The organism is Pseudomonas sp. FBCC-B545 (genome assembly GCF_059134095.1).
Genome location: NZ_CP101441.1, coordinates 742,487 through 755,842 on the forward strand (window position 1 = coordinate 742,487; position 13,356 = coordinate 755,842).

14 protein-coding genes are annotated in these 13,356 nt (G+C 61.6%); 13 read left to right on the forward strand and 1 reads right to left on the reverse strand.

The window, feature by feature from the left end:
* Positions 1-33 precede the first annotated feature (33 nt).
* On the reverse strand, positions 34-717 hold the full coding sequence (locus tag NMB39_RS03500) for a DNA-3-methyladenine glycosylase (RefSeq protein ID WP_198719081.1): 684 nt from the start codon (positions 715-717) through the stop codon (positions 34-36).
* A 174-nt stretch (positions 718-891) separates the two neighbouring features.
* Between NMB39_RS03500 and NMB39_RS03505 the strand changes: the two genes are divergently transcribed.
* The 13 genes from NMB39_RS03505 (at position 892) to NMB39_RS03565 (ending at position 13,350) form a co-directional block, all read left to right on the forward strand.
* Complete coding sequence (locus NMB39_RS03505) at positions 892-2,157, forward strand: glutamate-5-semialdehyde dehydrogenase (protein WP_057024452.1); 1,266 nt, start codon at positions 892-894, stop codon at positions 2,155-2,157.
* Positions 2,157-2,801, forward strand: a complete 645-nt coding sequence (nadD, locus tag NMB39_RS03510) for a nicotinate-nucleotide adenylyltransferase (protein WP_043047989.1) — start codon at positions 2,157-2,159, stop codon at positions 2,799-2,801. Before NMB39_RS03505 ends, nadD begins: the two co-directional genes overlap by 1 nt.
* A 66-nt stretch (positions 2,802-2,867) precedes the next feature.
* Positions 2,868-3,362 carry a ribosome silencing factor gene (gene rsfS / locus NMB39_RS03515; protein ID WP_003176298.1) on the forward strand — a complete coding sequence of 165 codons (495 nt, stop codon included), beginning with the start codon at positions 2,868-2,870 and terminating at the stop codon, positions 3,360-3,362.
* A gap of 9 nt (positions 3,363-3,371) precedes the next feature.
* On the forward strand, positions 3,372-3,839 hold the full coding sequence (rlmH, locus tag NMB39_RS03520; protein WP_003176297.1) for a 23S rRNA (pseudouridine(1915)-N(3))-methyltransferase RlmH: 468 nt from the start codon (positions 3,372-3,374) through the stop codon (positions 3,837-3,839).
* Positions 3,840-3,854: 15 nt separating this feature from the next.
* Positions 3,855-5,753: a penicillin-binding protein 2 gene (gene mrdA, locus NMB39_RS03525; RefSeq protein ID WP_046069688.1), complete on the forward strand. Its 1,899-nt coding sequence runs from the start codon at positions 3,855-3,857 to the stop codon at positions 5,751-5,753.
* A gap of 31 nt (positions 5,754-5,784) precedes the next feature.
* Entirely contained in the window at positions 5,785-6,888 is a 1,104-nt protein-coding gene (gene rodA, locus NMB39_RS03530) for a rod shape-determining protein RodA (RefSeq protein WP_043047986.1), read from the forward strand.
* A gap of 17 nt (positions 6,889-6,905) precedes the next feature.
* Positions 6,906-7,916: a lytic murein transglycosylase B gene (gene mltB, locus NMB39_RS03535; RefSeq protein ID WP_057024453.1), complete on the forward strand. Its 1,011-nt coding sequence runs from the start codon at positions 6,906-6,908 to the stop codon at positions 7,914-7,916.
* A complete protein-coding gene (locus tag NMB39_RS03540) occupies positions 7,916-8,920 on the forward strand; it encodes a septal ring lytic transglycosylase RlpA family protein (protein ID WP_057024454.1) in 1,005 nt (334 codons plus the stop codon). The genes mltB and NMB39_RS03540 overlap by 1 nt, the downstream gene beginning before the upstream one ends.
* A gap of 182 nt (positions 8,921-9,102) precedes the next feature.
* Positions 9,103-10,260 (forward strand): D-alanyl-D-alanine carboxypeptidase family protein, encoded by a 1,158-nt coding sequence (locus NMB39_RS03545; RefSeq protein ID WP_046069686.1) that lies wholly within the window; start codon positions 9,103-9,105, stop codon positions 10,258-10,260.
* Between the two features lie 85 nt (positions 10,261-10,345).
* On the forward strand, positions 10,346-10,627 hold the full coding sequence (locus tag NMB39_RS03550; protein WP_005791752.1) for a DUF493 domain-containing protein: 282 nt from the start codon (positions 10,346-10,348) through the stop codon (positions 10,625-10,627).
* On the forward strand, positions 10,627-11,274 hold the full coding sequence (gene lipB, locus NMB39_RS03555) for a lipoyl(octanoyl) transferase LipB (protein ID WP_046069685.1): 648 nt from the start codon (positions 10,627-10,629) through the stop codon (positions 11,272-11,274). The genes NMB39_RS03550 and lipB overlap by 1 nt, the downstream gene beginning before the upstream one ends.
* 26 nt (positions 11,275-11,300) lie before the next feature.
* The gene (gene lipA / locus NMB39_RS03560; RefSeq protein WP_057444888.1) at positions 11,301-12,302 is read left to right on the forward strand and encodes a lipoyl synthase; all 1,002 of its coding nucleotides are present in this window, start codon (positions 11,301-11,303) and stop codon (positions 12,300-12,302) included.
* Positions 12,303-12,429: 127 nt separating this feature from the next.
* Positions 12,430-13,350, forward strand: coding sequence for a S66 peptidase family protein (locus NMB39_RS03565; protein WP_464006314.1), 921 nt, complete (start codon positions 12,430-12,432; stop codon positions 13,348-13,350).
* The last annotated feature ends 6 nt before the right edge of the window (positions 13,351-13,356 follow it).

Sequence of the window (13,356 nt, forward strand, 5' to 3'; positions counted from 1 at the left end):
CCCACATTGGATGTGTTGCGTGGGTCCACCTGTTCAAATCAAGAAATAATCGCGGCCTTCGACCTGCCCCCGGCGCAGCGGGTTCCGCGTGCAATAAGGCGCATAGCCAGCATCTACGAAGCGGTACATCAGGTGTTCATCGCGCCCGCTGGGGATGCCCAGCCGCGTGGTCTGGATAATCTGCGTAGGCACCTGGCCAACATCCTCGACATACAACAGCTCCTGGTCAAAGCGCTTGGCGTCCCACATCGGCACCTTCAGGCCCAGCGCCTTGCACAGCAAGGTCTGGCCGGCACAGAGTTTTTGCGTCGGGCGAGGGCTGCCATCGGCGTTCGGGTTGTTCAGCAGCATCTGGGCCAGGCTGGCCGGGCCGGAGATTTCATCGACCCATGGGTAGGCTGATTTGATCAGTACGGCATTGCCCGGGCCATGGGCGCTGAAGTTCAGCGAATCGCCGCCGCGGGCGTAGTACATATAGATATGGCCACCGTCCAGAAACAAAGCCTTACGCTTTTCTGTGTAGCCGAGGGAGGAGTGGCTGCCTTTTTCGGCCACGTAATAGGCTTCGGTTTCAATAATTCGCGCCGAAAGCCAGATATCACCGACGCGATGGCGAATGACTTTGCCGAGTAATTCTCGCGCAAGCAGTTGCGCATCGCGGTCGAAGAAGCAGTCGGGCAGGGCGCTGGCGGGGAGCAGAGGGGTAAAACCGGACATGGCGTTCAGGGTTATTACGGCTAAATGTGACCGAATAATAACAACTCCCAGCTTAATTACGCCTGAACCGCAGGTTTTTACAGTTCATTTCGACCATCCGCCCCTCACCGCTGTCAGTCGTGCTGCGTCACAGCTATAATCTGCCGCTTTCCTCTTTGCCAAGACTCCCTGACCATGACTGAGTCCGTTCTTGACTACATGACCCGCCTGGGTCGCGCTGCCCGTCAGGCTTCACGGTTGATCGCCCGTGCGAGCACTGCGCAGAAGAACCGTGCGCTGCTGGCGGCTGCCGATGCTCTGGATGCCTCGCGCTCCGAGTTGACCGCCGCCAACGAGCTGGACCTGGCCAACGGCCGTGCCAATGGCCTGGAACCGGCCCTGCTGGATCGCTTGGCGCTGACCCCGGCACGTATCGACGACATGATCGAAGGCCTGCGTCAGGTGGCCAAGCTGCCTGACCCCATCGGTGAAATCCGCGATATGCGCTACCTGCCATCCGGTATCCAGGTCGGCAAGATGCGCGTGCCCCTGGGCGTGATCGGCATCATCTATGAGTCGCGTCCAAACGTGACCATCGACGCCGCGAGCCTGTGCCTCAAGTCCGGCAACGCTACCATCCTGCGTGGCGGTTCCGAGGCGATCAATTCCAACCGCGCCATCGCCGCCTGCATCCAGCAAGGCCTGGCCGTGGCCGAATTGCCGGCCGAAGTGGTGCAAGTGGTGGAAACCACCGACCGCGCCGCCGTTGGTGCGCTGATCACCATGCCGGAATTCGTCGACGTGATCGTTCCCCGGGGTGGCAAGAGCCTGATCGAGCGCGTCAGCCGCGATGCCAAGGTGCCGGTGATCAAGCATCTGGACGGTGTGTGCCACGTCTATATCGACATCGCCGCCGACCTCGACAAGGCGATTCGCATCGCCGACAACGCCAAGACCCACCGCTATGCTCCGTGCAACACCATGGAAACCCTGCTGGTGCACGCCGGCATTGCCGAGCGCGTGCTGCCGCCGCTGGCTGCCATCTACCGCGACAAGGGCGTGGAGCTGCGCGGTTGCGAGCGTACCCGGGCGTTGCTCGGCGCGGACGTGATCGAGGCGAGCGAGCAGGATTGGTACACCGAGTACACGGCGCCGATCCTGTCGATCCGTATCGTCGATGACCTGGATCAGGCCATCGAACACATCAACAAATACGGCTCCAAGCACACCGACGCTATCGTTTCCGAGCACTTCAGCGATGCCCGGCGTTTCCTCAACGAAGTGGATTCCGCTTCGGTGATGGTCAACGCCTCGACGCGGTTTGCCGACGGTTTCGAGTACGGCCTGGGGGCGGAGATCGGTATCTCCACCGACAAGCTCCACGCGCGCGGCCCGGTTGGCCTCGAAGGCTTGACCAGCGAGAAGTACGTGGTGTTCGGTGACGGTCACGTGCGCAGTTGATGGCTAAACGCATCGGGCTGCTCGGTGGTACTTTCGACCCCGTGCACATCGGCCACCTGCGCAGTGCCCTGGAAGTCGCGGATGCCCTTGCGCTGGACGAGGTGCGGCTGCTGCCCAATTTCCGGCCGCCGCATCGTGATACGCCGCAAGTGTCGGCGCAACAGCGCCTGGAAATGGTGCGCCTTGCGGTAGAGGGCATAGCGCCGCTGGTGGTGGACGATCGCGAACTCAAGCGCGATAAACCGTCCTACACTGTCGACACCCTGGAGTTGATGCGCGCCGAGTTGGCCGCGGATGACCAGTTATTTCTGCTTTTGGGCTGGGACGCATTTTGCGGCCTGCCCTCTTGGCACCGCTGGGAGGAACTCCTCCAGCATTGCCACATCCTGGTTTTGCAACGCCCGGATGCCGACAGCGAACCGCCGGATGCCTTGCGCAACCTGCTGGCCGCGCGGTCGGTAAGTGACCCCTTGGCCCTGACCGGGCCGAACGGGAATATTGCATTCGTCTGGCAGACCCCGCTTGCGGTGTCCGCCACCCAGATCCGTCAACTGCTGGCCAGCGGGAAGTCGGTACGTTTCCTGGTGCCTGACGCGGTCCTGGCCTACATCGATGCGCACGGGCTTTACCGTGCGTCGAACTGAAAAGGCGCGCTTGAACGCACGAGTTGTGCAGCAAGCGCCCGAACATACGAGCAAAACGAGTTTTATATGACGAACAAAGACGTAAGCAAAGTTAAGCGCAAAGGCACCTTCAAAAGCGCGCCGCTGCCGGTTGAAGCCCACGTTGGCCCGGAACTGGCTGGCGAAGAGCTGGTGAAAGTCGCCGTGGCCGCCCTGGAAGACGTTAAAGCCCAGGACATCCAGGTGCTCGACGTACGCGACAAGCAAAGCATCACCGACTTCATGATCATCGCTACCGGTACTTCCAACCGCCAGATCGGCGCGATGCTGGACAAGGTTCGCGAAGCCGTCAAAGCCCAAGGCGTCAAGCCACTGGGTGAAGAAGGCAAGGGCGACAGCGACTGGGTGCTGCTGGACATGGACGACGTGATCGTTCACATGATGACCTCCAACGCCCGCCAGTTCTACGACCTGGAGCGTCTGTGGAAAGGCGCTGAGCAGAGCCGTGCCGCCGATGGCAAGCACCACAGCCCGGAAGTGGGCCACGCGCACTTCGACAAGCTCAACAAAGACCAGGAATAAGGAACGGCTGTGCGCCTGCGTCTGATCGCTGTCGGTTCACGCATGCCCAAGTGGGTGGAAGAAGGCTGGCACGAGTATGCCAAGCGTCTGCCCGCCGAGCTGTCGCTTGAGCTGGTGGAAATACCGCTCAATACCCGGGGCAAGAATGCCGACGTGGCGCGCTTTATCCGTCAGGAAGGCGAAGCCATGCTGGCCAAGGTCGGCCCCAACGAGCGCATCGTCACCCTCGAGGTGCACGGCAAGCCTTGGAGTACCGAGCAGTTGGCGGTGGAATTGGACCGCTGGCGCCTGGATTCGCGCACGGTCAATTTCATGGTGGGTGGCCCGGAAGGGCTGGCGCCGGAAGTCTGCGCCCGCGCTGATCAGCGTTGGTCGCTGTCGGCCCTGACATTGCCGCACCCGTTGGTAAGGATCCTGATCGGTGAACAGCTGTATCGCGCCTGGACAGTCCTGTCCGGGCACCCTTACCACAAATAGTCTGCGCCGCCCCCGATGACCCAGCCGATCCGCATCAAGGACCACGAGAAAGACGCACGTCTGGTACGCGCGCGGGTCGTGTTCGGTGCCATCTTGGTGGTGGCGTTGATGGGCGTGCTGATTGCGCGGCTGTATTTCCTCCAGGTGATCCAGTACGACTATCACTCCACGCTGTCGGAAAACAACCGGGTGCATGTGCAGCCGATTCCACCGACCCGGGGGCTGATCTTCGACCGCAATGGCGTGGTGGTCGCGGATAACCGCCCCAGCTTCAGCCTGAGCATGACCCGCGAGCGTTCCGGCGACTGGCAGCAGGTGCTCGATGTGATCGTCGAGGTACTGCAACTGACGCCGGAAGACCGGGTGATCTTCGAGAAACGCATGAAGCAGGGGCGCCGGCCGTTCGAGCCGGTGCCGATCCTGTTCGAGCTGACCGAAGAGCAGATCGCCCGCATTGCGGTGAACCAGTTCCGCCTGCCAGGGGTGGAAGTGGTGGCGCAGTTGGTGCGGCACTATCCGCAAGGCCCGCACTTTGCCCACTCGGTCGGCTACATGGGGCGGATCAACGAGAAAGAGCTGAAAACCCTCGATCCGGTCAATTACAGCGGCACCCATCATATCGGCAAAACCGGCATCGAGCGTTTCTACGAGCCCGAACTGCACGGCCAGGTGGGTTACGAAGAAGTCGAGACCAATGCCCGTGGCCGTGTATTGCGCGTGCTCAAGCGTACCGACCCGATCCCGGGCAAGGACATCGTGCTGAGCCTGGACATCAAGCTGCAGGAAGCGGCCGAGATGGCCCTGGGTGGCCGGCGTGGTGCGGTCGTGGCCCTGGACCCGAAGACCGGCGAAGTACTGGCGATGGTCAGCCAGCCGAGTTTCGACCCTAACCTGTTCGTCACCGGGATCAGTTTCAAGGCCTATGCCGAGCTGCGCGATTCCATTGACCGGCCGCTGTTCAACCGGGTGCTGCGCGGCCTGTATCCGCCAGGTTCGACCATCAAGCCAGCGGTGGCGATTGCCGGCCTGGATTCCGGCGTGGTCACGGCCTCCAGCCGCGTCTATGACCCCGGCTACTACATGCTGCCCAACTACGACCACAAATACCGTAACTGGAACCGCTCCGGTGACGGCTATGTCGACCTGGACACCGCGATCATGCGCTCCAACGACACCTACTTCTACGACCTGGCCCATAAGCTGGGGATTGATCGCCTGTCTGCCTACATGGGCAAGTTCGGCCTCGGTCAGAAAGTCTCCCTGGACATGTTCGAAGAATCTCCTGGCCTGATGCCGTCGCGTGAGTGGAAGCGTGCGACCCGCCGCCAGGCATGGTTCCCGGGTGAAACCCTGATCCTCGGGATCGGCCAGGGCTATATGCAGGCCACGCCGCTGCAACTGGCCCAGGCCACGGCACTGGTGGCGAACAAGGGCATCTGGAACCGTCCGCACCTGGCCAAGACCATCGAAGGCGAAAAGCCAGTGGATGAAAACCCGATCCCCGACATTGTGCTGCGCGACCCGTCCGACTGGGCCAAGGTCAACCATGGCATGCAGCAAGTGATGCACGGCGCCCGTGGCACCGCACGCAAGGCGGCGGCCGGCGCGCAATACCGCATCGCCGGCAAGAGTGGTACGGCCCAGGTGGTCGCGATCAAGCAGGGCGAGAAATATGACCGCTCCAAGGTTCAGGAGCGCCACCGCGACCACGCTTTGTTTGTCGGCTTTGCCCCGGCCGAGGACCCGAAGATCGTGGTGGCGGTGATGGTCGAGAACGGTGAGTCCGGCTCCGGCGTCGCCGCGCCTGTGGTGCGCCAGATCATGGACGCCTGGCTGCTGGCCGCCGATGGCAAGCTCAAGCCCGAATATGGCGGCCCCCCTTCAAGCCCCGAGGTTACGGCCCGTGAAGAGTAATTTTGACCGCATCCTCTCCAGCGAGGACGTGATGCGTCGCCGTGCGACGTTGCTGCAACGCATGCACATTGATGGGCCGCTGCTGATCCTGCTGCTGACCCTGGCGGCCGGTAGCCTGTTCGTGTTGTATTCGGCCAGCGGCAAGAACTGGGACCTGCTGATCAAGCAAGCGTCCTCGTTCGGCCTGGGCCTGTTGTCGATGGTGGTGATCGCCCAGCTTGAGCCGCGCTTCATGGCACGCTGGGTGCCCCTGGGTTATGTCGCCGGCGTGCTGCTGTTGGTGGTGGTGGATGTCATGGGCCACAACGCCATGGGCGCCACGCGCTGGATCAACATCCCGGGGGTGATCCGCTTCCAGCCGTCGGAATTCATGAAGATCCTGATGCCGGCCACCATTGCCTGGTACCTGTCCAAGCGCACCTTGCCGCCACAGCTCAAGCATGTGGGCATCAGCCTGATCCTGATTGGCGTGCCCTTCATTCTTATCGTGCGCCAGCCGGACCTCGGCACTTCGTTGCTGATTCTCGCCGGCGGCGCATTTGTGCTGTTTATGGGCGGCTTGCGCTGGCGCTGGATCCTCAGCGTGCTGGCTGCGGCCATCCCCGTGGCCGTGGCCATGTGGTTCTTCTTTATGCACGACTACCAGAAACAACGGATCCTGACTTTCCTTGACCCGGAGAGCGACCCATTGGGCACCGGCTGGAACATCATCCAGTCCAAGGCGGCCATCGGTTCCGGCGGAGTATTTGGTAAGGGCTGGTTACTGGGCACCCAGTCCCACCTGGACTTCTTGCCCGAGAGTCACACCGACTTCATCATTGCGGTGATGGGCGAAGAGTTCGGCCTGGTAGGCATTTGCGCCTTGTTGCTGATCTATCTGCTGTTGATTGGTCGTGGCCTGGTGATCACTGCCCAGGCACAGACGCTGTTCGGCAAATTGCTTGCCGGCAGCCTGACCATGACTTTTTTTGTTTACGTTTTCGTCAACATCGGTATGGTCAGTGGCCTGTTACCGGTGGTTGGGGTGCCGTTGCCATTCATTAGCTACGGCGGAACTTCGCTGGTGACATTGATGTCAGCGTTTGGGGTTTTGATGTCGATTCATACGCATCGCAAATGGATCGCACAGGTTTGAATAAGGTGAAGATGTCAATGCAACTAATGCGCGGCTGGGCGACTCGGCATGCGACCTGTGTGGGCCTGATTGGGCTCCTGGGCGCAACGCAAGAGGCGCAGGCCGGTGACTACGATGGTTCACCCCAGGTCGCCGAATTTGTCGGTGAGTTGACCCGCGACTACGGTTTTGCCGGTGAGCAACTGATGGGCGTGTTCCGCGAAGCCCAGAAGAAACAGGCGATTCTCGACGCCATTTCCCGTCCCGCCGAACGTGTGAAGCAGTGGAAGGAATATCGCCCGATGTTCCTCACCGACGCCCGCGTAGCCCGTGGCGTCGACTTCTGGCGCCAGCACGAGGCGGTGCTGGCCCGCGCCGAGCAGGAATACGGCGTACCGGCCCAGGTCATCGTCTCGATCATCGGCATTGAAACCTTCTACGGGCGCAATACCGGCAGTTACCGGGTGATCGACGCCTTGTCGACCCTGGGCTTCGATTACCCGCCCCGCGCTGAATTCTTCCGCAAGGAACTGCGTGAATTCCTGTTGCTGGCCCGCGAAGAGCAGGTCGACCCGCTGACCCTCAAGGGTTCCTACGCGGGTGCGATGGGCTTGCCGCAGTTCATGCCGAGCAGCTTTCGCGCCTATGCGGTGGATTTCGACGGTGACGGGCATATCAACATCTGGAGCAACCCCGATGATGCCATTGGCAGCGTAGCCAGCTACTTCAAGCACCACGGCTGGGTAGCCGGTGAGCCGGTGGTGATTCGCGCCGATGTCAGCGGTGAGCGCGCCGATGAGGGCCTGACCCAGGGTATCGAGCCGGTCAAGACCGTCGGGGAGTTGCGAGCGCTGGGCTGGTCGAGTCAGAATGCGCCACGCGATGACATGCCGGTAACGGCATTCCGCCTGGAAGGCGCAAACGGCCCGGAATACTGGATGGGCCTGAAGAATTTCTACGCAATCACGCGTTATAACCGCAGTGTGATGTACGCCATGGCCGTACATCAGCTGTCAGACGAGCTGGTCAAAGCACGGGGCAACAAGTAATGCGGGTATCGCCGTTCAAAAAACCGCTCAAGCTGGTGGCGTTCACCGCGTTGTGCCTGCTGGTCGCCAGTTGCTCCACCAGCCCTAACCGTGCGCCTGCCAAGAAGGCCGGCGGTGCGGTGGTCCGCGCCCAACCGGGCCTGGACATCAATCGCGCGCACAAAGACGGCGCGCCGTGGTGGGATGTGGATGTGTCGAAAATCCCGGATGCCACGCCGACCCTGCACACCGGCCCCTACAAGGCCAACCCCTATACCGTGCTCGGCAAGAATTACTTCCCGTTGCAGGAATCCAAGACCTACGTGCAATCGGGTACCGCGTCCTGGTACGGCACCAAGTTCCATGGCCAGAACACCGCCAATGGCGAAGTGTATGACCTGTATGGCATGAGCGCGGCCCACAAGACCCTGCCGCTGCCCAGCTATGTGCGCGTGACCAATTTGGACAACAACCGCACGGTGATCCTGCGCGTCAATGACCGTGGGCCGTTCTATTCGGACCGGATCATCGACTTGTCCTATGCCGCGGCGAAGAAGCTCGGTTATGCCGAAACCGGCACCGCACGGGTGAAAGTCGAAGGTATCGACCCCGCGCAGTACTGGGCCCAGCGCGGCAAGCCGGCGCCGTTGATGCTCAACGAACCGCAGGCTCCGCAACCGCAAGTGACGGCATCGACCGGCAAGATCGAGCAGTGGACGCCGCCGCCGGCGCAGCATGCCCCGGATACTGTGGTGGTACCCCATGCAGCGCCGGGCGCTTCTACTGTGGGCGGGCAGTACCTGCAGGTGGGCGCTTTCGCCAACCCGGATGCGGCAGAACTGTTAAGGTCCAAGCTCAGCGGCATGGTCAGCGCGCCAGTCTTCATCAGCTCCATCGTGCGTAACCAGCAAACCTTGCACCGTGTACGCATGGGCCCGATCGGCTCGCCGAGCGAGGTAGCCAAAGTGCAGAACAGCGTACGCCTGGCTAACCTGGGGCAACCCAGCGTGGTCACCGCAGAATAAGCAGTAATGGATTGATGGCTCAGGCGCGCATGCGCGCTCGAGCCCAGGTTGTTGGCTCGTGAACAATAAAAACCCAGGGGCAAGGGGTGAGCGGGCAACCGAATACGTGACAGCCTGGAAGCGGGCTGTCTGAATAGTTTTGCCCGCGAGGGCAAGTTTCCATAAGCAATTTCGAGAGACGGATGAACATCACCACCTTAGCCAAACGCACGTGCCTGCTTATCTCGCTGATCATCACCCCGGCCGCCTGGGCGGTTGAAATGGTGCCGGCCTCCCCGCAACTGGCCGCCAAGTCCTGGGTCCTCATGGATGCCGCCAGTGGCAACGTGCTGGTCGAGAGCAATGGTGACCAGCGCCTGCCGCCGGCGAGCCTGACCAAGCTGATGACTGCCTACATCGCGACCCTGGAAATCCGTCGCGGCCAGATCGGCGAAAACGATCCGGTCACCGTCAGCGAAAACGCCTGGCGCACCGGCGGTTCGCGGATGTTCATCAAGGTGGGTTCGCAAGTCACCGTGAGCGACCTGCTGCACGGCATCATCATCCAGTCCGGTAACGACGCCAGCGTCGCCCTGGCCGAGCATATCGCCGGCAGCGAAGACGCCTTTGCCGACATGATGAACAAGACGGCCGGCGACCTGGGCATGACCAACAGCCACTTCATGAACCCGACGGGCCTGCCGAATCCTGAGCACTACTCGTCGGCTCACGATATGGCGCTGCTGGCGCGCGCAATCATCCGTGTCGACCCGGTGCACTATGCGATCTACTCCCAGAAGGAATTCTTCTGGAACAACATCAAGCAGCCTAACCGCAACCTGTTGCTGTGGCGCGACAAGACCGTCGACGGCCTGAAAACCGGCCATACCGACGAAGCCGGCTACTGCATGGTGTCGTCCGCCGTACGTGATGGCCAGCGCCTGATCGCCGTGGTATTTGGCACCAACAGCGAGCAGGCCCGTGCGGCTGAGACGCAGAAACTGCTGACCTACGGCTTCCGCTTCTTCGAAACCCAGACCTTCTACCAGAAGGGTGCTGAGCTTGCGACCGCGCCGGTCTGGAAAGGTGCGACCTCCCAAGTCAAGGCCGGTCTGGCCGACGATCTGACACTGACCATGCCTAAGGGCCAGCTGAAAAAGCTCGCTGCCAGCATGACCCTGAACCCGCAATTGGTTGCGCCAATCGCCAAGGGCGACGTGATCGGTAAAGTCGAAGTCAAGCTGGAAGACAAGGTGGTGCACAGCGCCGACCTGATCGCACTGGACGCGGTCGACGAAGGTGGTATCTTCCGCCGCGTATGGGATAGCATCCGTCTATTCTTCTACGGCTTGTTCAACTGATTGTGTGCACCTGCAAAGCCCCGCGTTGATCCAGCGCGGGGCTTTGCCCGTCGCCACGGCTTAGCGCTTACGAGGCTGTTCTGCCATGACCGATAAAGACGTAGAAGTAAAGGCGCCCAAGATCGAATTCCCGGTGACGGATTATCCCGTCAAGGTGATCAGCGATACCGGTGTCGGCCGCAAGGACAAGATTCTCGAAATCGTCAGGAAGCATGCGACGATCAACGACAACCGCGTGGACGAGCGTCAAAGCTCCACCGGCAAGTACACCACGATTCAGTTGCACATCGTTGCGACCGATCAAGACCAGCTCTACAACATCAACAGCGAACTGCGGGCCACCGGCTTCGTGCACATGGTGCTGTGATGTCAGAAGTCCTGGGCTTTCGCGAGCTCGGCCGGATGGCCTACGAGCCGGTCTGGCATGCCATGCAGCGCTTTACCAACGAGCGCGGCACCTCGGCTCCGGATGAAATCTGGCTGGTGGAACATCCACCGGTATTCACCCAGGGCCAGGCCGGCAAGGCAGAGCATCTGCTACTTCCGGGTGATATTCCGGTGGTGCAGGTCGACCGAGGGGGTCAAGTGACTTACCATGGGCCCGGTCAGCTTGTCGCTTATCTATTGCTGGACGTGCGCAAGCTGGGGTTTGGCGTGCGCGACCTGGTCAGCCGCATGGAGGCTTGCCTGATTGAGCTGTTGGCCAGTTATGGCGTGAGCGCCGCAGCCAAGCCCGATGCCCCCGGTGTGTATGTGGATGGCGCGAAGATCGCCTCCCTGGGCTTGCGGATTCGCCATGGTTGTTCCTTTCATGGCCTGGCCCTGAACGTGGACATGGACCTGGCGCCGTTCCAGCGCATCAACCCGTGCGGTTACGCCGGGCTGGCGATGACACAGCTGAGTGACCACGCCACACCGATTAAATTTGCCGAGGTTAGTGCCCGGCTGCGTGCGCAGCTCGTCAAACACCTCGACTATGCTGAGCAGACGACCCTCACGGGCGGAATCGACTGATTATGACTACTGATGCAGTGCAAACCATGATCCCGACGCTGGACATCACCGAGCGTCCAGCCCCGGCCCCGCGTGCCAAGGTGGAAGCCGGCGTCAAGCTGCGCGGCGCCGAGAAGGTTGCACGCATCCCGGTCAAGATCATCCCGACCACCGAACTGCCGAAGAAACCTGACTGGATCCGCGTGCGCATCCCGGTATCGCCGGAAGTCGACCGTATCAAGGCGCTGCTGCGCAAGCACAAGCTGCACAGCGTGTGCGAAGAAGCGTCCTGCCCGAACCTGGGCGAATGCTTCTCCGGCGGCACCGCCACCTTCATGATCATGGGCGACATCTGCACCCGTCGTTGCCCGTTCTGCGACGTCGGCCACGGCCGTCCGAAGCCTCTGGACGTCAACGAACCGGAAAGCCTGGCCATCGCCATCGCTGACCTGAAACTCAAGTATGTGGTGATCACCTCGGTTGACCGTGACGACCTGCGTGACGGCGGTGCCCAGCACTTTGCCGACTGCATCCGCGAAATCCGCAAGCTGTCGCCGAACGTGATGCTCGAAACCCTGGTGCCGGACTACCGTGGGCGTATGGACGTCGCGCTGGAAATCACCGCCGCCGAGCCGCCGGATGTGTTCAATCACAACCTGGAAACCGTGCCGCGCCTGTACAAGGCTGCGCGTCCGGGTTCGGACTACCAGTGGTCGCTGACCCTGCTGCAGAAATTCAAGCAGATGATGCCGCACATCCCGACCAAGTCCGGCTTGATGCTCGGCCTGGGCGAAACCGATGAAGAAGTGATCGAAGTCATGAAGCGCATGCGCGAGCACGACATCGACATGCTGACCCTGGGCCAGTACCTGCAACCGTCCCGCAGCCACTTGCCAGTGCAGCGTTTCGTGCACCCGGACACCTTCGCCTGGTTCGCTGAGGAAGGTTACAAGATGGGCTTCAAGAACGTGGCGTCCGGCCCGTTGGTGCGTTCTTCGTACCATGCCGATGAGCAGGCCAAGCTGGTCAAGGCAAGCCTGGTTTCCTAAGTCCAATGTGGGAGGGGACTTGCTCCCGATGGCGGTGTATCAGTCACTCATGTATTGACTGTCACACCGCCATCGGGGGCAAGCCCCCTCCCACATTTCGTTCCGCATTGACTAGGGAGAGTTATAGATGACAGCAGCCGTTCCAGCCCTTCGTTCTGAAGGCACCATCGCCCTGATCGCCCCCGCCGGCCCTGCTGCACTGGACGTTGAAAAAGCCGGGCAATGGATGCGTGCCCGTGGCTACGACCTGCGCATTTATCCCGGTGTATACGAACGCGACGGCTACCTGGCCGGCAGCGATGCAGTGCGCCTGCGCGACCTGCACGCCGCCTTCGCCAACCCCGACATCGATGCCATCCTCTGCCTGCGTGGCGGCTACGGCACGCCGCGCTTGCTCGACGCGCTGGACTTCGACCTGCTGCGCGCCAACCCCAAGCCATTCGTGGGCTACAGCGATATCACCGCCTTGCACCTGGCAATCAACCGTTATGCCGGTTTTGTAACGTTCCACGGGCCGATGCTCAATGCCGACCTGCTGGGTGGCAAGCAACAACCCACCGAGTCCTCCTTGTTCAGCCTGCTGCGTGGTCAGCTGGGCGCCGGCAGCGTGCTTGCGCACCCTGCGGCCTATCCATTGACCACGATCGAACCAGGCATTGCCTGTGGGCGCTTGCTGGGCGGTAATCTGTCGATGATCGCGGCGGTCATGGGCACGCCGTACGAAATAGACGCCGAAGGCATCATCCTGTTTATCGAGGACGTCAACGAGCCGCTTTATCGTATCGACCGCCTGCTGACTCACCTGCGCCTGGCGGGCAAGCTGGCCCAGGTTGCCGGTGTGCTGGTCGGGGACGTGGCGGGTGTGGATAACGTCGCGCTGGAGCGGTTGCTCAAGCAGACCTTCGAGCCGCTGTGCATTCCGGTGCTGGCAGGCTGGCGCAGTGGTCATTGCGACCCGAACCTGACGTTGCCGATGGGCGCTTTGGTGCGCCTGGATGCGGGGGAGCAGCAGCTGGTGCTGGAGCAGGGCGTAGTGTTCAACCACTGAGTTTCT